Source organism: Bacillus sp. SA1-12, from assembly GCF_000981385.1.
Lineage (GTDB): Bacteria > Bacillota > Bacilli > Bacillales > Bacillaceae > Metabacillus.
Genome location: NZ_LATZ01000113.1, coordinates 73,974 through 100,391 on the forward strand (window position 1 = coordinate 73,974; position 26,418 = coordinate 100,391).

Sequence of the window (26,418 nt, forward strand, 5' to 3'; positions counted from 1 at the left end):
GGGAAAATAAGCAAGATTCACAAAAAAGATTTAGATTTGAAGGTTCCAGTTGTATGTGAGAAAAAAATAATTTACAAAGGGAGATCATATGAAACATCTACAGTTATTTTTAGCGTTTTTCCGTGTTGGAATTTTGGGCTATGGCGGCGGGCCTTCATCTATACCGCTTGTTCATAAAGAAGTCGTGGATAACTATAAATGGATGAATGATGATGAATTTGCAGATGTACTTGCATTAGGAAATACATTGCCAGGTCCAATTGCCACGAAAATGGCAGGTTATATTGGTTATAGAGTAGCGGGAATATTAGGACTTATTAATGCAACCTTGTCAACCATTTTACCAACAATTATCTTAATGATCGTTCTTCTAACGACCATTTCTTCTGTGAAAGACTATCATTGGGTTCAAGGGATGACAGCTGCAGTGGTTCCTGTAGTTGGCGTTATGCTTGCAACCTTAACATGGGAATTTTTTGATAAATCGAAAGGATCTTTAGGCTGGGTAAAATCAATCATACTTTTAAGTGCCAGTTTCTTATTAATGGAGATTATCGGTTTACATCCAGCCCTTTTGATTGGCGGACTTTTACTATTAGCGATCTTAAAGAAGGATAAAAAGACTGAGGCTGAACGTACTGTAGAAAGGGGGAATGCTTCATGATTTATTGGGAAATCTTCCTTGCCTTTTTTATTCCGGGAATACTTGGGTATGGGGGTGGTCCAGCTTCTATTCCCTTAATTGAGAATGAAGTTGTGGATCGATACGGCTGGATGAGTGTAAATGAATTTAGTGAGGTGCTTGCATTAGGAAATGCTCTTCCAGGTCCAATAGCAACAAAGATGGCAGGGTATATCGGTTATGAGCAAGGGGGAATTCTGGGCGGTTTTATCGGGATATTTGCGACCGTTGCACCATCGTTAATCTTAATGATTTTATTATTAGGATTTTTATATAAGTTTAAAGATTCTCCGAAGGTAAAAAGAATGACGACTTATATTAGGCCGACAATTGCTGTATTACTTGGGGTTATGGCATTTAGTTTTTTTTCTGAAGCATACATTGATATTGGTTTTTGGCAGACTCTTTTTCTTATCATCTTAAGCTTTTTATTGTTAGAAAGGTGGAAAGTACACCCTGCCCTTGTCATTGTAGGAGCCATGGGGTATGGAGCCATTTTTATTACGTAATGCTGTTATTAAGTGAAACTAAAAAATCTAACAGTGTCTATTAAGTAGACACTGTTAGATTTTTATTTTTTTATTAAGCTGGGTTCGCAAACTACTAGGGAGCGGTTGATTTTCGCGAGAGATTCTCGCTTTCCGCGGGGGGGATCTCATAGTAAAACTGCATAAGTCTTACATGTCACTCTGCTCTTAACATGAGACTCGCTTCCAGCTCCAATAAACCTAAAACAGTATTTGTCAGAGGACCTATTTAAAAATAACAATTTTTTAGAAATAAGCCTTATATTAAAAACATCGCAACTATCGTTGTAACAACAAGTCCAATTGAAACAGGAATAAGATTTTTTCTCGCCAACTCAAATGGGTCAACACCACAAATTGCTGCAGCAGGAATCAATGCCCAAGGAATTAACGTTCCTCCTCCTACCCAAATTCCTGCTACTTGACCTAAAGCTGTTAAGGTTGCTGCACTAACCCCAATGGCCGTTGAAAATAATTGCGCAATTGATCCTGCAAGAGAAATACCTGAGAACCCTGAGCCATCTAGTCCGGTTAAAACTCCGACACCTGTTAAGGTAATGGTTCCAACCTCTGGTGTAAGTGGCACAACATGGGCAAGGGCAACACCAAGATCATTAATAATTCCTTCCGAGCTTTTCGGTAAATAGTCTCCAATGATGGTATTAAATCCAGCATCCCCTAAGTAAAAAAACGCAGCAATCGGTATAACTGGGCCGAATACACGAAATCCAAACTGAAATCCTTGTATCAGGTAGTTTGTTGTTTCTTCAAAACCGCGCTTTTTGTGAGTCAGGCAGGTTGTCACAATTAAAATAAGCAGTGCAGTTCCTCCAATTAAAGCTGTTGCATCGCCGCCTTGAAGGTTCAGAGTAAACATAAGGATGACATCAATCAAAAAAATAATCGGAATCAACAAAGCCAGAATTTTTCTACCTGTTGATGATAATTGCTCATCTGATGAGTCCTGAATTGGAGATGGCGCTGCTACAGTTGGAAAAGGTTTTTTTAGCTTAATATCTCTCATTAATAAAATATAAGCAGAAATGGTTGTAACAACTCCCATTGTAATCACGAGAGGAATACTTGCCTGAATGACATCCCCAACTGGCAAGCCCGCTGCATCTGCTGTAAGCTTTGGTGCTGCTTGGATGATGAAATCACCTGAAAGAGCGATACCGTGCCCAAATAAATTCATTGAAATGGCTACGCCTAATGCGGGCAGCCCTGCTCTAATCGCAACTGGCAGAAGGACCGCCCCAATTAACGCAACTGCTGGAGAGGGCCAAAAGAAAAAGGAAATCACCATCATTAAAATACCGATTGTCCAGTATGCAGTGGTTGGATTTTTGATGACTTTTGAGAATGGGGAAATCATTACTTCATTTATGCCGGAAATCGTTAATATTTTACTCATTGCGACAATGATGGAGATCACAAGGATCGTAGGCAATAATTCGGTAATGGCAAAGATGAAGCTATTAAAAAGGCTGCTAACAGAATCACTAACAGAAAAAGTAGATGCAGCAGCAAGGGAAAGTATGCCAACTATACAAGTAATCGTCGTATCACGGCGGAAGAGCATAAAGCCGATGATTGCGAGGATAAATGCTAAGTAGATCCAATGAATGAGTGTAAGATCTATTTCCATGTCTATCACTCCTGTAGAGAAAATGCCTATAATAGGCTCTTAATACTGTATGAATGAGTGAAAGAGGATGTGAGGGGTGCAGGAAAATTTCATGTGTTAGCCATGTAGAAAGAAGTTGTCATTTCCAAGGAAATATTGTCAGAAGTGCATATGTTGTCTAATCATGATTCGTGGCTTGTGGTTCTTAGTAGAACGAAAGATGATAAATAAGCAGTTTTGAGAAGGGTAATTCGAATCGTTGACAAATGTCGAATCCAAGTAAGATGATTGAGGGACTGTCCCTAAAGTAGCTATGCCTCGCGGGACAGCCTGAATGTGTAGGGCAACTCCAAGAAATGAAGGTGCTCCCGCGTCCAGTAGTTCAATAATTGAAATTCGTGGTTTAATTCCAAAGTTTTGTGAATTTATCCAAGCTCTAAATCCAACCTTTACACTTAAGGCTTCACTCAATCTAGCATATCACGCGGCAAAGCCTGCTTTAACTATTCGTCTATATCAGCTGAATAGTATTTTGCAACGTATGCTGGATTTGCAAGCGGGTGACCGAATCCTCCAGTTGACCCCGTATTTTTGAAAATAGTCTCAAAAGAGGCAGACTCTTGCCATGCCTTAGAGTACTGTTCGCTTTCCCATAATGTTAAAATGATGTATGTGTCACCTTTTAAAGGTCGTAAAACGCGAATAGCTGAGAGACCAGAGTGTTTTTCGATTTTCTGTGACTCGTCATGAAAGGTTTTTTCAAATAGCGGTCTGGCTTCAGATGAAACAGGGATATTGTTCACCAGAGCAAATGCTCCGTTTGCCAAATCCCCTGAAAAATAAAGGATTTCATACTTTTTAGGGGCATTAAAGATTGTTTTGCTATCAGTTTCGTGAAATAATACAGCAGTTTGGTCATTAGCCATAAGTCTTAATTTTTTATCGGTATGTTTCTTAACCAGCTTGGCTAAGTAATCAACCGTACCATAAGTTATGTAAAGCTTCATCTCTCATCACCTCATTGTTCATTATGCTAAATGATCATTTTAGTATACAGTTACTATTCACCTTTTCCCAAAATTTATCGTGTTCACACATATACCTGCCTATTTTTAACAATACTAATATAATTAAAGGGGTGAGCATATGAAAAAGAAACTTCTTTTATCTTGTCTAATACTAATACTTACTGTTGCTTTTTCGTTTTTAGGTTATATATTTATTATTTTTATGGGGAATTACGTGATAGATGACGAGAAATTGGTCATGAACACAGCTTCTAAGCTTGTTGACATAGAAGGAAACGAAATTACAAAGCTCTATATAGAGAATCGGGAGCTTGTTGACATTTCCGAAGTACCGGATCATGTGCAGCAGGCATTTATTTCTGTTGAAGATCAACGATTTTATGAGCATCATGGGATTGACATGAGAGCGATCGGAAGGGCTCTGTATAAGGATATCCTTGCTGGCAGCAAAGTTGAAGGCGGAAGTACGATTACCCAGCAGCTTGCGAAGAATATCTTTTTGACAAATGACAAAACATTGCTTCGGAAAACAAAGGAAGCGATTATCGCTATAAACTTGGAGAACCGTTACAGTAAAGCAAAATTATTGGAAATGTATTTAAACCAAGTTTATTTTGGGCATGGTGCCTATGGGATTAAAACTGCGGCAAAGTTGTATTTTAATAAAGAGGTTTCAGAGCTGACTCTAGAGGAAGGGGCCCTTTTAGCAGGAATACCAAAAGCTCCGTCGACCTATTCTCCAATCGACAATGCTGAAAAGAGCAGGGAACGCCGAAATGTCATTTTAAGCTTAATGGGTGACCAAAACTATATTTCATATGAAGAGGTTGTTAGAACACAAGGGAAAACAGTGAAATTAAATGTCAATAAAAAACAGGTTAGCCCATGGCTATCCACTTATATTGATATGGTATTTGATGAAGCAAAAGAAAAGTATGCCCTCTCTAATGAGGAGTTATTAAGAGGTGGATATACAATTTCTGTTCCACTTCAGGAAGAGGTTCAAAAATCTGCTTATGAATTGTTTCAAAAGAAGGAGTACTTTCCAGGAACAGACGAATATGCGCAAGGTGCATTTATTTTAATAGATAATAAAACGGGAGGCGTTTTGGCTGCTATTGGCGGCCGCGATTACGTGCCAAAGGGCTTGAATCGACTGAATGTGATGCGACAGCCGGGTTCAACGTTTAAACCAATCGCGGTCTATGCACCATCGATTGAGTCAGACTTGTTTTCCCCTTATTCATTGTTAAAGGATGAAAAGCTGAAATATGGAGATTATGTACCAGAAAATTATGATAACAATTACGCCGGAAAGGTAACCATGTATGATGCCATTATTTCGTCTAAAAATGCGGCAGCTGTCTGGACATTATCTGAATTAGGGATAGCGAACAGTAAAAAATATTTACAAAAGGTAGGGATTACGTTTAAGGATGATGGATTAGCAATCGCATTGGGAGGACTTTCAAAAGGAGTGACACCTATTCAAATGGCAAATGCATATCGAACGTTCACAACGCAAGGAAATTTCAGTGAGCATCATCTTATTCAAAAAATAACAGATCGCAAGGGAGAAGTTATTGCTGAAAGCCAACCAGAGGTAGAGCAGGTTTATTCACCGCAAACGGCGTGGGATATGACGAGAATGCTTCAGCATGTCGTGAGTGAAGGGACAGCAAAGAATGGTGCATTTCAAGGTGAATTGGCTGGAAAAACAGGTACGACCACGTTCCCGGGAGTTGAAGGAGCCGCAAAGGATGCTTGGTTTGTAGGTTTTACTGAAAATGTCGTTGGCGCACTTTGGATGGGATATGATAAGACCGATAAAACTCATTATTTAAAACAAGGCAGCTCCTACCCTACAAAGCTGTTTAAGGATATTTTAACCGAGGCAAATTGGGAGCAAAATGTAGCATTTAAGGTTCCGGAAGGTGTAAATGATTTAGAAAGTCCAATCCGTCTTACGGAAATTGAAAAGGTTGATGCGAGATACACCTTTAAGCCGCTGGGATTAATTACATTAACTCTTGAATGGGAAGCGCAGCAGGATGAACGAGTAGAATATCGCATATACGAACAATCAGAAAGTGGACAAAAGCTTGTCGGGACTGTTACCGGAAAAGGGGTTTATGAAATTCCATACGTAAATGTATTTTCTGAAAGTACGTATAAGGTTGCCCCGTATAATGTCCAAACCCGTGAAGAAGGGGTTGCGGTAGAATTTACTAAACCAAGCTTATTTAGTTCTCGTAAATGATAATAGAAAAACATCCATCTTTCGGGTTTTCACCGTTAAGATGGGTTTTCTTTTGTAGGGGTGTACTTGTAGTAATTCGACTTTTTTTCGACATTTCCTCATCATAACTATACAATATGGCTTGAAAACGTTATAGTTGTAAGTGTTGGGATTTTAATATAGAATTAATATTAGATTATAATAACTATTATTTAATAAAGGGGTATTTCCCTTCTTAAGATAGAAAGGTGGCTTTTTGGATGGCTGAAAAAAAAATAAATGATACGTTTTTAAAAGCTTGTCGCGGAGAAAAGACGGACTATGTTCCAGTTTGGTATATGAGACAAGCTGGGCGATCACAGCCTGAATATCGTGCAATCAAAGAAAAATACAGCCTTTTTGAAATCACGCATCAGCCAGAATTATGTGCATATGTAACAAGATTGCCTGTAGAGCAATATGATGTTGATGCTGCGATTCTTTATAAAGATATTATGACTCCGCTGCCGGCGATCGGCGTAGAAGTTGAAATAAAGTCAGGGATCGGGCCGGTCATCGATAACCCTATTCGTTCCCTTAGCGATGTTGAAAAGCTTGGGGAAATTGATCCTGAATCAGATGTTTCCTATGTATTAGAGACAATTAAACTGCTGACGCAGGAACAACTTGAAGTACCGTTAATTGGCTTTACTGGAGCTCCCTTTACACTAGCCAGCTATATGATTGAGGGAGGTCCTTCCCGAAATTACAATAAAACAAAAGCATTCATGTATGCAGAACCAAAGGCATGGTTTGCTTTAATGGATAAGCTTGCTGAAGTGAGCATTACATATGTAAAAGCACAAATTAAGGCAGGGGCAAAAGCTATTCAAATTTTTGACTCATGGGTTGGCGCGCTTAATGTAGCGGATTATCGTTATTATATTAAGCCAACAATGGAACGGATCTTTAGTGAGCTAAAATCAGAGAATGTCCCGTTAATCATGTTCGGTGTCGGAGCAAGTCATTTAGCCAAGGAATGGCATGATCTTCCGTTAGATGTAGTCGGTCTTGACTGGAGACTTCAGATCCAGGAGGCTCGTTCCATGGGTCTAACAAAAACCCTTCAAGGGAATCTTGACCCGGCGATCTTACTTTCTCCATGGGAAGTTATTGAAGAAAGAGCAAAGCAAATTTTGGACCAAGGCATGCAAACGGATGGTTATATCTTTAATCTTGGACACGGTGTATTTCCAGAAGTAAATCCGGAAAACCTAAAGAAGTTGACTGCTTTTATCCATGATTATTCAAAGAACGTAAAAGTGAACGCTTAATCTGCTTTATTCATAAAGAGCAACGAGCATTTAGAACTGAATTAGAGGTGAATCATTTTGACTAAGAAAAAAATGGGGTTATTAGTCATGGCATATGGTACCCCATATAAAGAAGAAGATATAGAACGTTACTATACACATATCAGACATGGCCGTAAGCCTGCTCCGGAAATGCTTCAGGATTTAAAGGAACGCTATGAAGCAATCGGGGGAATTTCCCCTTTAGCTAAAATAACGGTAGAGCAAGGTGAAAAGCTGGAGGAACACTTAAATCGTGTACAAGAAGAGATTGAATTTAAGCTATATATTGGCTTAAAGCATATTGAACCATTTATCGAGGACGCTGTCCAGCAAATGCACGAGGACGGAATTACGGAAGCAGTAAGCATCGTATTAGCCCCTCATTTCTCAACCTTCAGTGTCAAGTCATATAATGGACGAGCAAAAGAAGAGGCAGACAAGCATGATATCAACATTACTTCTGTTGAAAGCTGGTATACAGAAACGAAATTCATTAACTACTGGGCTGATCGTGTAAAAGGGACGTATGAAAACATGTCAGCTGAGGAAAAAGAAGCAGCTGTACTTATTGTGTCCGCACATAGTCTTCCTGAAAAAATCACGGCACATGGCGACCCATACCCACAGCAGTTACAGGAAACGGCTGACTTGATTGCTGAAGCAGCGGGAGTAAAGAATTATGTCATTGGCTGGCAAAGTGCTGGAAATACGCCAGAGCCTTGGTTAGGACCAGATGTACAGGATTTGACAAGGGATTTATATGAAGAAGGTTACAAAACGTTTGTTTATATTCCTGTTGGTTTTGTCGCAGACCACTTAGAAGTTCTATATGACAACGATTATGAGTGCAAGGTTGTAACAGACGAGCTAGGTTCTAATTATTATCGTCCGGAAATGCCAAATGCAAAGCAGGAGTTTATTGATTGTCTAGGAACGGTTGTTTTAAAGCATTTAAATAAAGTGAATTAGTTTAACAAAACGAGCTTGGGATTCAAGCTCGTTTTTTGGCTATTTATTCAAACAAAGCAGCAGAAATAAGTTGAATATTCGGTAAAAATGATATAAAATTAACTAATCTACCATACTAGTATACCCTAGGTCTGTCTGGAGTATCACAAATTGGCTATTTGGTTATTTGATTATAGGTAAATATTTTTTGTACATAGTTTTTTATATGAAAATGAAAGGGCTTACTATTTGGAGGAAGAAGCTTTGTTTGGTTTAAAGCAGAAATAATTAGTTAAGGAGAGAATATGATGAATGTAATGAATACGTTTGAACAACAAGCTGATTTATGCTGGCTGCCAAGGGTCGAAGGAGAGTTTAATCAAGAGTTTATTCAATCTATTAATCATGTAGCAGTTCTAGGTGATTCTCCGATAGTAAACACGATAAAAAGTGAAATCCATTCTACCTTCACCCATGTTTTAAAAAGAGAGATAAAGCTAAGTGAAAAGATAACCCAGGATTGTACGATTATTTTCTCTAGATTGGAAGATTGCGGTGAGGTAAAAAAACAGTTTTCGAATGTGATAAATGATGAAGGCTATGCCATTAAAACCATTCATCAAACAATTTATGTTGTCGCTTCCAAAGATAAAGGGCTTTTATATGGAATGTACCATTTCTTCAGGTTAATCCAAACAGATGCAGATGTAAGCAGCTTATCTATTAGTGAAAATCCGAAAAATAAAATAAGAATGATCAACCAATGGGATAATATGGATGAGTCAAATGCGATGGGCAGTGTAGAAAGAGGCTATGCAGGAAAGTCAATCTTCTATGCTGATAAAAAAATTGTTGAGGATAAAACGAGGATTGTCAAATATGCCAGGCTGTTGTCTTCGGTTGGAATAAACGCAATCTCTATTAATAATGTCAATGTTCATCAGTTGGAAACGAAATTAATAGATAAAGAGTTTTTACCAGAAGTAGCTAAAATAGCTGATATATTTAGCGCCTATGGGATTCAATTATTTTTAAGTATCAATTATTCAAGTCCTATTCAATTAGGAGGATTAAACACAGCAGATCCTTTAGATCCTCAAGTGCAGGAATGGTGGAAAACAAAGGCAGCAGAAATTTATCAGTTTATTCCCGATTTCGGCGGATTTGTTGTGAAGGCGGACTCGGAGCACAGGCCAGGACCGTTTACTTATGGCAGAAATCATGCGGATGGGGCAAATGTTTTGGCAGAGGCGTTACAACCATTTGGCGGAGCGGTTATATGGAGATGCTTTGTCTACAATTGCTTGCAAGATTGGCGCGATAGAAGTACAGATCGTGCAAGAGCAGCATATGATCATTTCAAACCATTAGATGGAAAGTTCCTTGATAATGTTATTCTTCAAATTAAAAATGGTCCAATTGATTTTCAAGTGCGTGAACCTGTTTCTCCTTTATTAGGAGCAATGGAAAAGACAAATCACCTTATGGAATTTCAAATTACCCAAGAATATACAGGTCAGCAAAAGCATGTTTGTTTCCTGGTTCCTCAATGGAAGGAAGTTTTTGAATTTGATACGTATGCAAAAGGGGAGAATTCAAAAATTAAATCAATTGTTGATGGCTCCTTATATGAGAGAGAAATGGCAGGAGTAGCAGCTGTATCGAATATTGGAGACGACGATAATTGGACTGGACATACATTAGCCCAAGCAAATTTATATGGCTACGGCCGATTAATTTGGAATCCTGAATTGTCATCAGAAGAAGTGGCTAAAGAGTGGATCGAATTGACCTTTGGAAGAGATGAAAAAGTGATTACCCATATTTATAAAATCCTTATGGGGTCATGGCCTACATACGAGAAATATACGGCACCGTTAGGAATTGGTTTTATGGTGAATCCTGGACATCATTATGGGCCGAATATAGATGGCTATGAATATTCAGTATGGGGGACATATCACTTTGCGGATCGGAATGGGATTGGTGTCAATCGAACATTAAAAGATGGCACAGGCTATACTGGTCAATATTTCCCTGAGAACACAGAAATCTATGAAAACATAGAAACTTGTCCAGATGAGTTGCTCTTATTTTTCCATCATGTTTCCTATACACATCGACTGCAATCAGGAAAATCGGTTATTCAGCATATTTATGATACACATTTTGAAGGTGTAGAAGAAGTTGAGAACTATATTGACTTATGGAAGCAACTAGAAGGAAAAATTGATCAGGTAAAATTTCAGAACGTACTGGACCGTATTAGTGAGCAGCTTAGAAGTGCGAAAGAATGGCGAGATCAAATCAATACGTATTTCTACAGAAAATCGGGTATTGAGGACGAAAAAAATAGATTAATTTATAAATAAGTCGTAAAGTCATCCGATCGGAAAACTCATAGGAGAACGAAGGAGGAACTTAAACATGATCATGATTTCTAATCCAATCTTGTCTGGATACAATCCTGACCCATCCTTTTTAAGGGTGGGAGAGGATTACTATATCGCAACATCCACTTTTGAATGGTTTCCAGGGGTGCAGATCCATCATTCCAAGGATTTAGTGAACTGGAGATTGTTAACACATCCAATAACCCGTACCACACAAGTCAATATGGAGGGGAATCTGAACTCAGGAGGGATTTGGGCACCTTGTTTAAGCTATTCAGATGGCATCTTTTACCTGATCTATACCGATGTAAAAAGCAGAAAGGGAGCGTTTAAAGATACCCATAATTATATGATTACTGCTAAGGATATTATGGGTCCTTGGTCTGAACCTATATACTTAAACAGCAGCGGATTTGATCCATCCCTTTTTCACGATGATGATGGATCAAAATGGCTTGTTAACATGCTTTGGGATCATCGCAAAGGAAAGAATAGATTTGCGGGAATTGTCATTCAAGAATTTTCTGTTGAAGAGCAAAAGTTAGTTGGACCGGTAAGAAATATTTTTAAAGGAACGGAATTGAAGCTGACTGAAGGACCGCATTTGTATAAGGTGAACGGTTATTACTACTTAATGACGGCAGAAGGGGGAACAGAATATAACCATGCAGTATCAATGGCTAGATCACCATCTCTTTTCGGCCCTTATGAGGTAGATCCGCAAAATCCAATTCTTACATCCTCTCATTCTCCTGAATTGGAGCTTCAAAAGGCAGGACACGGAAGCCTTATTGAAACCCATACAGGAGAATGGTATCTTGCCCATTTATGCGGCCGTCCTGTTAAGGACAAATATTGCAATTTAGGGAGAGAAACTGCTATTCAGCGATGCTGCTGGACAGAGGATTCTTGGCTTCGGATTGAGGGGGGAAACAGGGAACCGCTTGTTAAAGTCAAGGCGCCAACAATCAAGCTGCATCCGTTTCCGCCTATACCTGACAAGGATGATTTTGAAAGCGTTGACTTATCAATTCAGTGGAATACCCTTAGACTTCCACCAGATTCGACATGGCTTTCATTAAGCGAACGACCGGGATATTTGAGATTAAGAGGAAGAGAGTCTATGAGCTCACTTCATAGACAAAGCTTGGTAGCACGGAGACAGCAGAGTTTTTACTGTGAGGTTGAGACAGAGGTTGAGTTTGAACCAGAAACATTTCAGCAAATGGCTGGACTTATTTTGTATTATGACACAGAGGATTACGTCTATTTACGGATCAGTCATGATGAGGAACTCGGTAAAAGCCTTGGAATCATTCAGTCTAAAGGCGGCCAATATGATGAACTATTGCAGAGGGATCTATCGATCGAAGGTTACGCTCGCTGTAAATTAAAGGCAGTGATTAAAAAAGAATGGCTGCAATTTTTCTATTCGATTAAAGAAACGGAGTGGCATGAGATTGGACCAATGATCGATATTAGTCATCTGTCAGATGAAGGCAGTGACTATATTCGGTTTACAGGAACGTTTATTGGAATGTGTGTTCAAGATTTAGCCGGTGCTATGAAGCATGCTGATTTTGATTATTTTATTTATAAAGAATATATAAATGAAAAAGCTATTGCCGGGGTTCAGGGTGAGAAGACTGGAATCAAAGAATCATAAAAACAAATTTTTTTCAAAGTAACGCCTAATCTTAATACTTACTAAATAGTAAGGAGCTAAATATGATGAGTGAACAGTTAAACTATATTATGGGAATGGAGCGGGAGGAGCTGTACCGGGTTCAATCCCATGCTCCTGGGCCTTCAGGTTCTCTTCCTTTGACACATGAATTGCTGATGCACTCTCCAAGTGGAGATTTGTTTGGTTTAACACAAAATGTCGGCATGGGTTGGAAACCTAGCGAGTTACTGGGAAAGCAAATCCTTATTCTTAGCACTCAGGGAGGAATTCGTGCAGAGGATGGTACTCCAATTGCGTTAGGATATCATACAGGCCATTGGGAGGTAGGATTACTTATGCGTGCGGCCGCTGAAGAAATACGGGAAAGAGGAGGTGTTCCTTTCGCTGGTTACGTTAGCGATCCGTGTGATGGACGATCACAAGGTACAGCCGGGATGTTCGACTCACTGCCTTATCGTAATGATGCAGCTATTGTGTACCGAAGATTAATCCGTTCTTTGCCAACTCGAAAGGGAGTTATAGGAGTGGCAACCTGTGATAAAGGTCTGCCGGCAACTATGCTTGCCCTTGCTTCAATGCATGATTTGCCATGTATTGTAGTTCCAGGAGGGGTGACGCTTCCACCTACACATGGCGAGGATGCAGCTAAAATTCAAACGATTGGCGCCAGATATGCACAAAATGAAATAACCTTGCAAGAGGCTGCTGATTTAGGCTGCAGAGCATGCGGCACACCTGGCGGGGGATGTCAGTTTCTCGGAACAGCGGCAACGTCTCAAGTAGTTGCCGAGGCATTAGGTATGTCTGTTCCGCATTCTGCTTTAGCTCCATCAGGACAGCCTATTTGGGAGGAAATCGCTCGGCAATCTGCCCGTGCTGTGATTGCCATGGAAGCAAAAGGGTTAAAGATGAAAGATATTTTAACCGATGCGGCGATTAAAAATGCGATGGTTGTTCATGCTGCGTTCGGCGGGTCAACAAATCTGCTGCTGCATATCCCGGCAATTGCCCATGCTGCTAAGCTGTCGATTCCATCTGTTGAAGATTGGAGCCATATCAATAAAGAGGTGCCTCGTTTAGTAAGTGTTTTGCCTAATGGACCTGTTTTTCATCCTACTGTTCGTGCGTTCATGGCTGGGGGTGTACCAGAAGTCATGCTGCATCTTCGCAAACTTGGACTGCTAGAAGAGTCTGCCCTTACTGTTACAGGGGAAACTCTTGGTCAGGTGTTAGACTGGTGGGAATCATCTGAACGTCGGGCTGAAGTTCGAAAACACCTTAAACAATCAGATGGTGTTGATCCAGATGATGTCATTATGAACCCGGATCAGGCAAAAGCACGAGGGCTAAATTCTACAGTGACATTCCCGACAGGCAATATTGCACCCGAGGGATCCGTTATTAAGTCAACAGCTATTGACCCAGCTGTCTTAGGAAAAGACGGAGTATATCGCCATACAGGAAAAGCAAAGGTATTTACATCTGAAAAGGAAGCTATTACCGCTATTAAAGTTGGAGAGATTGAAGCGGGAGATATTATGATCGTCGCGGGCCGCGGTCCTACTGGTACGGGAATGGAAGAAACATATCAGCTGACTTCCGCTTTAAAACATTTATCGTTCGGAAAGCATGTTTCGCTCATTACTGACGCTCGTTTTTCAGGAGTTTCAACAGGTGCTTGTATTGGACATGTTGGACCAGAGGCATTAGCAGGAGGTCCGATTGGAAAACTGCGAACTGGAGACGTGATTGAAATTATAGTCGACTGCTATCAGCTCGAAGGCAGTATTAACTTTATTGGAATAGAGGAAAGAACCTTCTCACCAGAAGAAGGTGCCTCCATTCTTGCTGGGAGAGAGCCTCATCCAGACTTAAAGCCAGATCCTGATTTACCAGACGATACCCGCCTATGGGCTGCGTTACAGGCTGTTAGCGGCGGAACCTGGAAAGGGAATATTTACGATGTGGATCAGATTATTAAAGTATTAGAAGCTGGTAAAAAGGCACTTGAATTAGAATGATATTTTCCTGGAAAGTGAGTCTATTAGGAGATGAAGTTGACCGTCACCGGAAGGGAAAACTTCCCTTCCTCCTATCATAAATCGCCTACTATTACAAATAGATAACTTATTTTTAGGGGGATAATAGGGATGAAAAATGAAGTTCCATCGTTAAAGGAAATGTTTAAAGACTATTTCCCGATTGCGGCTGCTGATGATTATACTTGGTTAAATAACTTGCCGGTTAAAGGAAGAAGAAATTGGCCATTTTTATTTGATGAGAAGCATCAGCCAAAAGAAGCTTTTTGGGAAGTGGTTAAGACGATAGATCGATGATTTCTTATCCTTGAGACAATAAAAGCCGAACCTCATATAAAGGATGGTCAATCACCTGCAGAGCAGGAGGATTCGTGGACTTTGTCAGAGGCGATGCGGACAAAAACATTTTGGTTTGTGATGATATGCGGGGCAATCCCGGCGATGATTTACACGGGCATTACATTTCAGATTTTTTCGATACTGGGGGAGCAGGGAATTGACAGGATGACGACGGCGTTTGTTCTCAGCTTAATTCCGCTCGTTAGCTTCGGCTGTTCAATTGTTTCCGGGTTTATTGTCGAGCGTGTCAAGGTACATCGAATGCTGAGTCTGACCTTTTTGCTAAATCTCATAGCTCCGATTATCCTTTTGTATGCGCAATCATATCTTGTGGTTGTCCTTTTCGCTATTTCTTGGGGAATCGCACAAGGGTTTATGAATATTCCTATGGGTGTCATTTGGCCAAACTACTATGGCCGTAAATATTTGGGAAGTATTCAAGGGGTTACACATACGGCTGGCGTCATCGGTTCTGCTTTGGGACCCATCCAGTTTGGTTGGGCATACGACCAATTCGGCAGCTATGATAGCATGCTGATAGTGTCTGCGGTAATTGGGGCAATTGGTGCATTACTCGCATTCTTTGCTGTGCCGCCTAAGAGGAAGCTTCCGGCAAAAACTTAAATAACTGGTTTACTTTAAGGGAGTCTGACATTCTTTTAAATAAAAAAAACTACTTTTTTCATCTGCCTGGAAAGGAAAAACAAGAAACAAGTCTAATAGAATATTTAAGGATAATTATTTTAAAAGGAGCCAATGTTATTTAAATATGCATATTGTTTCGAAAGCAGCGTCAGGCAAAAAAGATAAATGGTTTGTTCTCATATAAAGGGAAAAGTAAGCCAGGAAAGAAGCAGCATATGTAAAGTTTGTATCTTTTTTCGATTGTAAAGATCTTCTCCTGAAGATTAGTTTTACATATTTTTACCTGTTTTTTGAATAATACCGCCAGATACCTTTGAAATGAAGCTGAATATGACATAGATAAAAAGGTAATTGGTATTAATCATGAACAGGCTTTGGTTAAATAAAAATAAATTATTAGCGGAGGTAAAATTATGAAAGCGTTATTTATTGGAGGAACTGGAACAATTAGCTCTGCAATTACAAAACAGCTAGCAGAAAAAGGCTGCGAACTTTATCTTCTTAATAGAGGAAATCGAACGAAGCAATTGCCTGCATCTGTCAATCTCATTCAAGCTGATATTAACGATGAAGAGCGTGTAGCTAAACTTATCGAACATTTAGAGTTTGATGTGGTAGCAGACTTCATAGCATTTGAACCAGCTCAGTTGGAAAGAGATTACCGTTTATTTAACGGGAAAACGAAACAATTTATGTTTATTAGCTCTGCTTCTGCGTACCAAACTCCTTTGTCTGATTATCGTATAACAGAAGGAACGCCTTTAGCAAATCCATATTGGCAGTATTCTCGAAATAAGATTGCCTGTGAAGAGTATTTGATGAATCAATATCGTGAGAATGGTTTCCCTATAACAATCGTAAGGCCAAGTCACACCTATGATGAACGTTCCATTCCGCTTGGTGTACATGGAAGAAAGGGTTCCTGGCAGGTTGCAAAGCGGATGTTAGAGAACAAACCTGTGATCATTCATGGGGATGGTACATCTTTATGGACGTTGACACATAATAGTGATTTTGCCAAAGGCTTTATTGGTTTAATGGGAAATATTCATGCGATTGGAGAGGCTGTTCACATTACTTCAGATGAAAGCGTTACCTGGAACCAAATTTACGAAATTATTGCCGATGCCCTCGGAGTAAAACTCAATGCTGTCCATGTTCCATCGGAATTTTTAGCGGCTTGCAGTAAAGAGGATTACAGAGGCGGATTATTAGGAGATAAGGCGAATACCGTTGTATTTGATAATTCAAAGCTAAAACGACTTGTTCCGGATTTTGTTGCAACCACTCGAGTTGACCAAGGAATAAAGCAAACGATTGAAAACATTTTAGCCAACCCTGAACTTCAAACAGAAGATAAGGAATTTGATCGTTGGTGTGATCGGGTTATCGATGCCTTACAAGGTGCGTTACAAGCAATAAATGAAGAGGTTTATAAATAGAAAGGTATAATAGGGTGCTGTCTCCTTTGAGACTGCATCCTTCTAGTCTTGTATTATCAATGATTATAAATCCAGGAATTTTTTAGAACGCAAATACCATGCAATCATTTCATCAGTTTAAGTCCTTTACTATTAACTCCTGATATTAGGAAACACCACCAAATAATCATATAATAATTTAACTCCTTTAAGGACTTGGCGTCTTAAGCAAGATAAGGCTCAGCACAACCATCAATAGGATTGGAAAACTCCTGCTAGTGGAAGCCTCGCTATATCAACTATATTGAATGACTGACGGCAAACCAGCTCTGATCTAATTTTATCTTAAAAAATGATCAGAAAAGAAAGAGTAAATATTAGTTAACCGGTTTGCCTAAAATGACGAACGATAAAAAATGTTTTCTAATGCGCTTTCGTTAGATAAACAAACCAGCCAGAAGGAGTCTTTGTTGTGGATAACAAAAATAGCGTTATCAAACTTTCTTTATTTGCAATAACCTGGCCGATTTTCATCGAATCAGCACTCCAAATGTTTCTAAGAACCGCTGATACATTTATGTTAAGCAAGGTGTCTGATTCAGCTGTAGCAGCAGTGGGAGTAGCAAATCAAATTATCATGTTCACCTTTTTATTGTTTAACTTCGTTGCCGTTGGTTCCGCGGTTGTCATTACTCAATATCTTGGGGCGCAAAAGCGGGATGAAATTGGAAAGCTTGCAGCAACTTCCATTTCATTAAATCTTTTATTTGGTGTATTGATTAGCTTGGTCATGATCTTTTTCTGCAATCCAATTCTTCACATGTTTGACCTTGATCCTTCCCTATTTTCACTTGCAAAGTCATATCTTCTAATCGCAGGAGGATCATTGTTTATTCAAGCTGTTATGATTACAATCACCGCGATCATCCAATCACACGGTTTTACAAAATATACAATGTTTGTTGCACTCGGAATAAATGCTATACATATTGTGGGTAATTACCTGTTTATATACGGTGCGCTAGGTGTGCCAAAGCTTGGAGTAGTTGGAGTCGCGATCTCGACTGTTATCAGCATTTGTATCGGACTTTTTATAAACCTGCTTGTTTTAACAAAAAAGGTACATGTAAAGATAATTTGGAAGAACCTTTTTAGCTGGAATAAAGACCATGTAAAAAAGATATTAAAAATAGGTATACCGGCATCTGCATCAAACTTATCATATTCAGCTAATCAAATTGTGACGACCGCTTTTATTGTCTCACTAGGATCAGAAATGCTATCAACAAGGATTTATACACAAAATATTATGTTCTTTATTATGATCCTTGCCATTTCGTTGGGGAGAGGCGTACAGATTATTATCGGGCATTTAGTTGGTGCTGGCGAGAAGGAAGAAGCCTATAAACAAGCCTTTTTGAATTTGCGGAGAAGCATGATAATCACGCTCACTGCTGTGCTCATCATTTGTTTATTTAGGAACCAATTATTAAGTTTATTTACTGATGACAGTGACATCATTTCCCTTGGTTCCGTATTGTTGCTGATGGGCTTTCTGCTAGAACCTGGAAGAAATTTTAATATATTTCTTGAAAGGTCGCTTCAAGCCGCTGGTGATGCTCGATTTTCGATGTTCGTATCAATTTTTGTGATTTGGTGCTTCAGCGTTCCTTTAACCTATTTGCTTGGAATCCATTTGGGATATGGATTGATAGGAATGTGGGTTGCATTTATTGCAGATGAGTGGGTCAGAGGATTGATCCTGTGCCTTCGCTGGAAAAGCAGAACGTGGGAGAATAAAGCACTTATAAAACATGAGAATAAGGGAACAAAAGCTGTTATAAGCTGATGGAATGAATGACTGAAGACTGACTCCAAAACCAGATATTGAATTCAATTAAATCACATGTTATAGTAACAATATAAAAACTGACTAATTTCTTCATGTGGTCATTTTGTGATAGGAGGGAATCGTTTGGGCATCAATCGAAAGCAGCTAATTTTGGAGGCAGCAACAAAATCTTTTACCCAATTCGGATATAAAGCAACAACGATGGATCAAGTTTCTAAGCTGGCTAATGTAGGAAAAGGGACGATCTATACGTTTTATAAAAATAAAGAAGAGCTTTTTGCTGAAATCATTGATGGTCTGCTGTTGGATATGAAGGAAGCTGCAGAGAATGCGTTTGATTCCAATTTGTCATTTTTACAGAATGTCCACAGAGCGTTATACAGTATTTTGGAATTTCGAAAAACGCATCAATTGACCATCAAACTTTTTCAGGAAAGTAGTGATTTTGGAACACCAACAGTGAATGAGGGTGTTAAAAAGGTTGAACAAATGATATTGTATTATATTAAGCAAAAAATTACTGTTGCAATCGAAAATAAAGAGATCAAACCTTGTGATCCAGAGTTGACCGCTTTTATTTTATTAAAGCTCTATATCTCGTTAATCTTTGATTGGGAAAAACATCACGAACCACTTGAAAAAGAAGAAATTGCAGAAGTATTTGAGCAGTATTTATTAAAGGGATTATCAATCTGATAATCCTAACTTTTTTGATATATTATGACCCAATGAACAAAATGGTCATTTTGAAAAATACAGGAGGTTGAAAAAATTGTCTTTAATTAAACAAGAATGGAAGGCATTATTTAAAAATAAAAAAGTTCTTATCGCTGTCATCGGAGTACTTTTTATTCCGTTAATGTATAGCGGCGGCTACCTAGGTGCATTTTGGGATCCTTATGGAAAACTTGATCAGCTCCCTGTTGCTGTTGTCAACAATGACACTGGCACCACCTATGAAGGGAAGGAGCTGGACGTTGGGAATGAATTAATTGATAATTTAAAAGATAACAGGAAATTTGAGTGGCATTTTGTCAATCAGAAACAGGCAGAAGAAGGTCTGGAACAACTAGATTATTATATGGTAATTGAAGTCCCAAAGAACTTTTCAAGCAATGCCACAACTTTACAAAGCAGCGAACCAGAGCACTTAGAACTTACATTTATCTCAAATAAAGGAAATAACTTTATTTCAGGGCAAATAGGTGAAAGTGCTGTTGCTAAAATTAAAGAAGAGGTTGCTAATACAATAACGAAAACTTATGCAGAAACGATATTTGATAATATTGAGCTAATGGCAGATGGAATTGGAGATGCAAGCGAAGGTGCTAATAAAATTAATAATGGCGCTGGCGAGCTAAAGGAAGGCTCAGGCAAACTTACTGAAAATCTTCATCAGCTTGTAACCAATTCGCTTACCTTTAAAGATGGTCTGCAGGAAGCATCTTCAGGTACAGCAGAGCTAGTAGAGGGAGTAAGCGAATTAGATAGCGGTTTAGCTGCGATGAAACAGGGTCAGGAGGAATTATATAACGGATCGTCCAAAGCCGAGTCAGGATCTTCACAATTAGCAACAGGATTGAATGATTCAATAACAGGCATGAAGGAGTTACAAAATAATCTTCCAAACCTGAAAAAGGGGACCGAAACCTTAAAAAATAGTGCGCCGGGCCTGGTGGAAGGCACAAAGCAGCTTGCAGGTGGAACCACTGCTGCCAGTCAGGGAGCAGCGGATTTATCAAAGAATTTATCCCAAGTAACTTCTGGGGTTAATAATGTGATAGCAGATTTGCAAGGAATGCCTTTACCTGAAGAGAAACGCCAGGAGCTTTTAGCACTAGCGGAAGCTTTAAATAGTTTAGACCAAGGTGGAAAGCAGCTATCAACTAGCCTTAATCAATTAGCAGCAGGTGCCGGTGAGCTTAATCAAAATGTAGCGGAATTGCCGGCAAATACAGAAAAACTATATAAAGGGACTGCTTCAGTAGAAGCTGCAATTAATCAGCTTACAACAGGTCAGGAAAAACTTTATAATGGGGCAGTTCAAGTGAATAACGGTCAATCGGCTCTAACAGAAGGTTTACATGTTTTTGGTGACAAGCTTGCTGAAGCGAAAGCTGGCACTGAACAATTAGTAAATGGGGGAACAGCTCTTGAACAAGGGATTGGTCAGTTAGCTGATGGATCTGTCGCGTTAGAAGATGGCTCAAAGAGACTGGCAAATGGTGCAGATCAAGTAGATGAAGGATTATCAGAGCTTTCAGATGGAACAAGTGAACTTTCCACAAAGCTAAAAGAAGCAACAGATGAAACAAAAGATGTAAAAGGATCTGATAAGGTCTATGATATGGTGGCAGATCCTGTTGATCTACACACAGAAGAACTAAACGAAGTTCCAAACTATGGAACAGGTCTTGCACCATATTTCTTATCATTGGCCTTATTTGTTGGAACACTCTTAGTAACAGTTGTGTTTCCATTACGAAAAACAACTGGGATACCAAAATCTGGATTAGCTTGGTTTGCCAGCAAATTTAGTGTGCTGTTTTTTGTTGCCATCATTCAAGCAATCCTGGCAGATCTTGTCCTTTTATATGGTTTGGGTTTAGAAGTAAAAAGTGTGGGTTTATTTTTCCTATTCAGCATAGTAACAAGCTTGACCTTTATATCAATTGTTCAATTATTGGTAACAACGATGGCTGATCCTGGTAGATTTATTGCGATCATCCTGTTGATCCTTCAATTAACAACAAGCGCAGGAACATTTCCGCTTGAGCTAATTCCAGAAGGATTTCAAAAGATCAATCAATGGCTGCCGATGACCTACTCTGTTGCTGGATTTAAAGCAATAATCTCTAGCGGCAATTTTGATTATATGTGGTCACAAGCACTTGTTTTATTAGGATATTTTGCTATTGCAATAGCAGGGACGATTTTCTACTTTACAATGAAATTGAGAAAGGAAAATCGGGCACTAAACGAGGTTTCTGCTTAGTCAAACAGAAAGAGGGGCTGCAAGTCAGCCTCTCTTTCTATCAAATCCAAAGAATGACATAAAAAAAGTTAGATTTCTTCGAAAAAAGGTTGAAAAATAAATAATATTTTCATATACTTATATATGAAAACGTTTTCAGACGTCAAACAAGGTGGGCAACATAGAGCCATGGGGAGGGAGAAATTTGTCTACCATAGAAGATGTCGCGAAACTAGCGGGATTATCAAGAACAACTGTTTCACGTGTTTTAAATAATCATCCATATGTTTCCGATGCGAAGAAGAAGCTTGTTCAGCAGGCTATGGAGCAATTGGGGTATGTTCCAAATTCTGCTGCGAGAAGCTTAAGAAATCAGAAAACTGGAATTATTGCTGTTTTAATTCCAAAAATATCTACACCATTTTTTAGCCAGCTGATCGAAAAACTAGAAATGGCTGCTTCTGCAAAAGGCTATCAGTTAATTATTTGCCAAACACAATTCTTGAAACAGAAAGAACGATATTATTTGAATCTGTTAAAAACTAGGCAGGTTGATGGAGTGATTATGACGTCGGTTGAAAATGACTGGCCGGTCGTCGATGCTTATTTAAATTATGGTCCAATTGTTCTTTGCAATGAAATGGTGGAGAATGCACAAATTCCTATGGTGTATATGGATCAAGCATATAGCGGCTTTACAATTGCCAGCCATTTGCTTGAAAGGGGTCATAGACAAATCGCTTATTGTTCAAGCGGAATAGTAAGCGAAGGAATGAAGGCAAGGGAGCTTGGATTTAAACGGGCATTAACAGAGGCAGGCTGCTATTTTGATGAAAACTGTCACTTCCAACATGCTACTAACGTTGAGGATGGAAAGCAAATTTTTAAAAGGATCGCAAGCATGAAGACTTCACCGACAGCTATTTTTACTGGAGGAGATGCTGTTGCGGCAGGTGTTGTTTCTGAAGCAAAAAAACATGGATGGAGCATACCTGGAGATCTAGCTGTAGTTGGTTTTGATAATATGGAAATTACGGAAATACTGGATCCGCAGATTACGACCGTGATCCAGCCTGTTCAGGAAATCGCCTTGAAATCATTGGATGTTATTTATGATAAAATACATAAAAAACAGTACCGCTCTTACGAAAAGCATGTGTTTTCTTCTCAGCTTGCAGTAAGAGAATCAACCATGATGAAAAGGAAGCTAGTTGCGACATCTTAAATAGAAGGCTTAAATAGCCTAAAGTAAAAAGGATGGCGATTGTTTCGCCATCCTTTTTATGTGGAGATAAATGGTGGAATGTGTATTAGTACAGAATGGAATTATTGAAGATTCAGATACTTTTAGTTTTATAAGTCCCTTTACTCATCGATTCTTATAGATCTGTTACATGCAGGCACTCATTACATGTGTTGCCATAGCATTCATGCTGTTCCTCTATATCCTGGCCACACTCTTTGCATTGTTTTTTTGGTAAGTTTCTGAAAAATTCAGTTATTTTCATGATCATTTGGAATCCCCTCCGTTGTCATTTGTTGATTTAATTGTATTATAACAGTTATATTGTGTCAACAACTGTTTTGTAACAATTTTCGCTTGAATGGCCCTTTTTGTGATGAAATAACGATATGATGGAAAAATGTGTTTATGCCCAAATAGAGTCATTTTAAAGTGGCTGAAAGCAAAGCTTATAAACGTGAAGTCGTGTTAGCCGTTTAGTATAATGGGGATATTGATTAGTAAAATAACTGGGAAATGAAAGGTTGATGAGCAAATGAAACTAAAGGTGATTGGTTATTGGGGCGGATTTCCGGGGCCAAATGAAGCAACCTCAGGGTATTTGCTAGAATCAAACGGGTTTCGATTATTAGTCGATTGCGGAAGTGCCGTTTTATCAAAACTCCAGGAGACAGTTGCCATAGAAGAATTGGACGCTGTGATTCTATCTCATTATCATCATGATCATATGGCTGATATCGGGCCATTGCAATATGCGAGTTATGTAACATCATTTATTACGGGCTCAAAAAAAACCATCCCGATTTATGCTCATACTTTTGATCAAGCAGCCTTTGCAAAGCTTACCTATAAAGATGCAACAAAAGGTATACCGTATGAAGCGGATCAGCCCTTAACGATTGGTCCATTTGAGATTCGCTTTTTACGGACTGTTCACCCTGTTCCTTGTTTTGCCATGAGGATTACTGACAAACAATCGACCATTGTTTATACTGCCGACTCAAGCTTTCAAGAAGACTTCATTCCGTTTTCGAAAGGTGCAGATCTTTTGATTGCAGAATCGAGCTATTATGGCAATCAAGACGGATCAAGTGCCGGACATATGAATTGTAAAGAAGCAGCAGCGATCGCTCAAGGCGCTGGTGTGAAGCAGCTTATATTAACACATTTGCCGCATTTTGGGGACCATGAGAATTTAGTAAAGGAAGCTAATGAGCAATTTAATGGACAGGTTACCCTAGCTAGTTCCGGCCTTGAATGGAGCAAACATTAATTGGAGGAATTGAAATGTTGTTTATCGATAATAACGGGATTACAGACCCTAGAATAAATTTAGCCATTGAAGAATATGCTGTTAAACATTTAGACCCAAATGAAACCTATTTATTGTTTTACATAAATGAACCATCGATCATTATTGGGAAAAATCAAAATACGATTGAGGAAATTAATACATCATATGTTGAAGAAAATAAAATCCATGTTGTCAGACGGCTTTCTGGCGGCGGTGCCGTTTACCATGATAAAGGGAATTTGAATTTTAGCTTTATAACAAAAGATGATGGTGAAAGTTTTCATAATTTCAAAAAGTTCACTGAGCCTGTTGTTCTGGCCCTTGAAAAGCTAGGTGTGAAAGCAGAAATGAGTGGCCGGAATGACATTATCGCAGGCGATGGTCGAAAAATTTCAGGGAATGCACAATTTTCATCACGTGGACGAATGTTTTCTCATGGGACATTATTATTTGATTCCGAAATTGATAGTGTAGTTTCAGCATTAAAAGTAAAAAAGGATAAAATCGAATCAAAAGGAATAAAGTCAATTAGAAGCAGGGTTGCCAATATTATTGAGTATTTAGAAGAAAAAATAACGATTGAACAATTTAGAGAGTTATTACTGAGGTATATTTTTGATGGAGCAGATCAAATTCCAACATATGATTTAACCGATGAAGATTGGAAAAAAATCAATGAAATCTCAAAAGAACGCTATCAAAATTGGGATTGGAACTATGGAAAGTCTCCTAAATTTAACTATCAACATTCACACCGATTCCCTGTTGGACAGATCGATGTACGATTAGAAGTACAAAAAGGTGTTATCGAAAATTGCAAGATTTATGGTGACTTTTTTGGCGTGGGCGATGTAAAAGAGGTAGAACAAGCCTTGATAGGTACCCGATATGATAAGTCGGAACTAGAAAGAATGCTTCAAGAAATCGATGTAAAAGCATACTTTGGAAATATTGAAAAGACAGATTTCCTGCAGCTTATTTATTAAATGAGCTGCTTTTGGGCGGAAATGATTAATCAAGATTATCCATTTCCTAGTGTTTAAGGTATAATAGATCATAGTAGTAATAGAAACTTTTAAATTTAGATTCAAAGTAGAAAGAGAGTGTTCATGATGGGCCGTAAGTGGAACAATATTAAAGAAAAGAAAGCGTCAAAGGATGCGAATACAAGTCGTATTTATGCAAAATTTGGACGTGAAATATATGTAGCCGCAAAGCAGGGTGAACCAGATCCAGAATCAAATCAAGCATTAAAAATTGTTCTCGAACGCGCGAAAACATACAGTGTTCCTAAAACAATTATTGACCGTGCAATTGAAAAGGCAAAAGGCGGAGCAGAAGAAAGCTATGATGAGCTTCGTTATGAAGGATTTGGGCCAAACGGATCAATGGTGATTGTGGATGCGCTGACGAATAATGTTAACCGTACTGCATCCGAGGTACGTGCAGCATTCGGTAAAAACGGAGGAAACATGGGTGTGAGCGGATCGGTATCCTACATGTTTGATGCGACAGCTGTAATCGGATTTGAAGGCAAAACTGAAGATGAAGTTCTTGAGCTTTTAATGGAAGCAGATGTAGAGGTTCGCGATATTCTAGCAGAAGATGATCAAGTGATTGTTTATGCAGAACCTGATCAATTCCATGCTGTTCAAGAAGCGTTCAAAAATAGCGGCATAACTGAATTTACCGTTGCAGAATTAACCATGCTGGCACAAAATGACGTCACACTACCAGAAGATTCTAAGGCACAATTTGAAAAAATGATTGATGCATTGGAAGATTTAGAAGATGTTAGACAAGTGTACCACAACGTTGATTTAGGTGAATGATAATAAAGGGTCGGGCCTCTGTCTTAAAGTGGGGGCTAGGCCCTTAATATATTTTCAAATCAAGTACCAGAGCATTGCTGCCATTTCATAATACTATGTCATAGTTTGATTTCAAAAGTTTCCAATTAGTTCTTAAACAAAGTTATTGACTTCCTGAATTATTAGTGATACGATATAAATCTTGTCGCTGTAGTATATTATCGCAAGCGATATTTTTATTGTTAATATTTTTCGTAGAAGTATATAGAAATGAAGTTAATTGGTATTGTTTGTACCATTTATTTTCAGAAACAAAAAGAAACGTTATTATATTT

General features: G+C 38.8%; 20 protein-coding genes and 1 pseudogene. 18 read left to right on the top strand and 3 right to left on the bottom strand.

Going from position 1 to position 26,418, the window contains the following annotated elements:
- Positions 1–88 precede the first annotated feature (88 nt).
- Positions 89–664, top strand: a complete 576-nt coding sequence (locus WQ54_RS18875; RefSeq protein WP_046586274.1) for a chromate transporter — start codon at positions 89–91, stop codon at positions 662–664.
- The gene (locus WQ54_RS18880; RefSeq protein WP_046586276.1) at positions 661–1,191 is read left to right on the top strand and encodes a chromate transporter; all 531 of its coding nucleotides are present in this window, start codon (positions 661–663) and stop codon (positions 1,189–1,191) included. Before WQ54_RS18875 ends, WQ54_RS18880 begins: the two co-directional genes overlap by 4 nt.
- A 277-nt stretch (positions 1,192–1,468) precedes the next feature.
- Here the strand turns inward: WQ54_RS18880 and WQ54_RS18885 are convergent, their stop codons facing one another.
- Both WQ54_RS18885 and WQ54_RS18890 read right to left on the bottom strand, forming a co-directional pair.
- On the bottom strand, positions 1,469–2,857 hold the full coding sequence (locus WQ54_RS18885; protein WP_046586278.1) for a hypothetical protein: 1,389 nt from the start codon (positions 2,855–2,857) through the stop codon (positions 1,469–1,471).
- 482 nt (positions 2,858–3,339) lie between these two features.
- The gene (locus tag WQ54_RS18890; protein WP_046586279.1) at positions 3,340–3,843 is read right to left on the bottom strand and encodes an antibiotic biosynthesis monooxygenase; all 504 of its coding nucleotides are present in this window, start codon (positions 3,841–3,843) and stop codon (positions 3,340–3,342) included.
- 139 nt (positions 3,844–3,982) lie between these two features.
- Between WQ54_RS18890 and WQ54_RS18895 the strand changes: the two genes are divergently transcribed.
- The 13 genes and pseudogenes from WQ54_RS18895 (at position 3,983) to WQ54_RS18955 (ending at position 22,960) form a co-directional block, all read left to right on the top strand.
- Entirely contained in the window at positions 3,983–6,124 is a 2,142-nt protein-coding gene (locus tag WQ54_RS18895; RefSeq protein WP_046586281.1) for a transglycosylase domain-containing protein, read from the top strand.
- Between the two features lie 239 nt (positions 6,125–6,363).
- Positions 6,364–7,416, top strand: coding sequence for a uroporphyrinogen decarboxylase (gene hemE / locus WQ54_RS18900; protein ID WP_046586284.1), 1,053 nt, complete (start codon positions 6,364–6,366; stop codon positions 7,414–7,416).
- Between the two features lie 57 nt (positions 7,417–7,473).
- On the top strand, positions 7,474–8,406 hold the full coding sequence (hemH, locus tag WQ54_RS18905) for a ferrochelatase (RefSeq protein WP_046586286.1): 933 nt from the start codon (positions 7,474–7,476) through the stop codon (positions 8,404–8,406).
- A 284-nt stretch (positions 8,407–8,690) separates the two neighbouring features.
- Positions 8,691–10,757: an alpha-glucuronidase family glycosyl hydrolase gene (locus WQ54_RS18910; protein ID WP_231597577.1), complete on the top strand. Its 2,067-nt coding sequence runs from the start codon at positions 8,691–8,693 to the stop codon at positions 10,755–10,757.
- Between the two features lie 55 nt (positions 10,758–10,812).
- On the top strand, positions 10,813–12,444 hold the full coding sequence (locus WQ54_RS18915; RefSeq protein WP_084822169.1) for a glycoside hydrolase family 43 protein: 1,632 nt from the start codon (positions 10,813–10,815) through the stop codon (positions 12,442–12,444).
- Positions 12,445–12,509: 65 nt separating this feature from the next.
- Positions 12,510–14,486, top strand: coding sequence for a YjhG/YagF family D-xylonate dehydratase (locus tag WQ54_RS18920; protein WP_046586288.1), 1,977 nt, complete (start codon positions 12,510–12,512; stop codon positions 14,484–14,486).
- 186 nt (positions 14,487–14,672) lie between these two features.
- A pseudogene (locus tag WQ54_RS18925) lies at positions 14,673–14,801 on the top strand (endo-1,4-beta-xylanase); the annotation flags it as partial.
- 36 nt (positions 14,802–14,837) lie between these two features.
- Complete coding sequence (locus tag WQ54_RS18930; RefSeq protein ID WP_269431580.1) at positions 14,838–15,467, top strand: MFS transporter; 630 nt, start codon at positions 14,838–14,840, stop codon at positions 15,465–15,467.
- A gap of 434 nt (positions 15,468–15,901) precedes the next feature.
- Positions 15,902–16,930 (top strand): SDR family oxidoreductase, encoded by a 1,029-nt coding sequence (locus WQ54_RS18935; RefSeq protein ID WP_046586290.1) that lies wholly within the window; start codon positions 15,902–15,904, stop codon positions 16,928–16,930.
- Positions 16,931–17,381: 451 nt separating this feature from the next.
- Entirely contained in the window at positions 17,382–18,758 is a 1,377-nt protein-coding gene (locus WQ54_RS18940) for an MATE family efflux transporter (RefSeq protein WP_046586292.1), read from the top strand.
- 126 nt (positions 18,759–18,884) lie between these two features.
- The gene (locus WQ54_RS18945) at positions 18,885–19,457 is read left to right on the top strand and encodes a TetR/AcrR family transcriptional regulator (protein ID WP_046586294.1); all 573 of its coding nucleotides are present in this window, start codon (positions 18,885–18,887) and stop codon (positions 19,455–19,457) included.
- Between the two features lie 76 nt (positions 19,458–19,533).
- A complete protein-coding gene (locus WQ54_RS18950; RefSeq protein WP_052737869.1) occupies positions 19,534–21,756 on the top strand; it encodes a YhgE/Pip domain-containing protein in 2,223 nt (740 codons plus the stop codon).
- A 184-nt stretch (positions 21,757–21,940) separates the two neighbouring features.
- Entirely contained in the window at positions 21,941–22,960 is a 1,020-nt protein-coding gene (locus WQ54_RS18955) for a LacI family DNA-binding transcriptional regulator (RefSeq protein ID WP_046586302.1), read from the top strand.
- Positions 22,961–23,114: 154 nt separating this feature from the next.
- On the opposite strand, the gene yhfH is transcribed toward WQ54_RS18955, so the two are convergent.
- Positions 23,115–23,249 carry a protein YhfH gene (gene yhfH, locus WQ54_RS32880; protein ID WP_084822173.1) on the bottom strand — a complete coding sequence of 45 codons (135 nt, stop codon included), beginning with the start codon at positions 23,247–23,249 and terminating at the stop codon, positions 23,115–23,117.
- A gap of 264 nt (positions 23,250–23,513) precedes the next feature.
- Here yhfH and WQ54_RS18960 point away from each other — a divergent pair, with 264 nt between their 5' ends.
- The 3 genes from WQ54_RS18960 to WQ54_RS18970 all read left to right on the top strand — a co-directional run bounded on the left by WQ54_RS18960 (position 23,514) and on the right by WQ54_RS18970 (position 26,104).
- Complete coding sequence (locus WQ54_RS18960) at positions 23,514–24,251, top strand: MBL fold metallo-hydrolase (protein ID WP_046586311.1); 738 nt, start codon at positions 23,514–23,516, stop codon at positions 24,249–24,251.
- Between the two features lie 14 nt (positions 24,252–24,265).
- Positions 24,266–25,258 (top strand): lipoate--protein ligase, encoded by a 993-nt coding sequence (locus WQ54_RS18965; RefSeq protein ID WP_046586319.1) that lies wholly within the window; start codon positions 24,266–24,268, stop codon positions 25,256–25,258.
- Between the two features lie 126 nt (positions 25,259–25,384).
- Entirely contained in the window at positions 25,385–26,104 is a 720-nt protein-coding gene (locus WQ54_RS18970; protein ID WP_046585952.1) for a YebC/PmpR family DNA-binding transcriptional regulator, read from the top strand.
- Positions 26,105–26,418: the final 314 nt, after the last annotated feature.

Coding starts and splice junctions, on each gene's coding strand:
- WQ54_RS18875 (WP_046586274.1), top strand. CDS start 89: ATGAAACATCTACAGTTATTTTTAGCGTTTTTCCGTGTTGGAATTTTG.
- WQ54_RS18880 (WP_046586276.1), top strand. CDS start 661: ATGATTTATTGGGAAATCTTCCTTGCCTTTTTTATTCCGGGAATACTT.
- WQ54_RS18885 (WP_046586278.1), bottom strand. CDS start 2,857: ATGGAAATAGATCTTACACTCATTCATTGGATCTACTTAGCATTTATC.
- WQ54_RS18890 (WP_046586279.1), bottom strand. CDS start 3,843: ATGAAGCTTTACATAACTTATGGTACGGTTGATTACTTAGCCAAGCTG.
- WQ54_RS18895 (WP_046586281.1), top strand. CDS start 3,983: ATGAAAAAGAAACTTCTTTTATCTTGTCTAATACTAATACTTACTGTT.
- hemE (WP_046586284.1), top strand. CDS start 6,364: ATGGCTGAAAAAAAAATAAATGATACGTTTTTAAAAGCTTGTCGCGGA.
- WQ54_RS18910 (WP_231597577.1), top strand. CDS start 8,691: ATGATGAATGTAATGAATACGTTTGAACAACAAGCTGATTTATGCTGG.
- WQ54_RS18915 (WP_084822169.1), top strand. CDS start 10,813: ATGATCATGATTTCTAATCCAATCTTGTCTGGATACAATCCTGACCCA.
- WQ54_RS18920 (WP_046586288.1), top strand. CDS start 12,510: ATGAGTGAACAGTTAAACTATATTATGGGAATGGAGCGGGAGGAGCTG.
- WQ54_RS18935 (WP_046586290.1), top strand. CDS start 15,902: ATGAAAGCGTTATTTATTGGAGGAACTGGAACAATTAGCTCTGCAATT.
- yhfH (WP_084822173.1), bottom strand. CDS start 23,249: ATGATCATGAAAATAACTGAATTTTTCAGAAACTTACCAAAAAAACAA.
- WQ54_RS18960 (WP_046586311.1), top strand. CDS start 23,514: ATGAAACTAAAGGTGATTGGTTATTGGGGCGGATTTCCGGGGCCAAAT.
- WQ54_RS18965 (WP_046586319.1), top strand. CDS start 24,266: ATGTTGTTTATCGATAATAACGGGATTACAGACCCTAGAATAAATTTA.
- WQ54_RS18970 (WP_046585952.1), top strand. CDS start 25,385: ATGGGCCGTAAGTGGAACAATATTAAAGAAAAGAAAGCGTCAAAGGAT.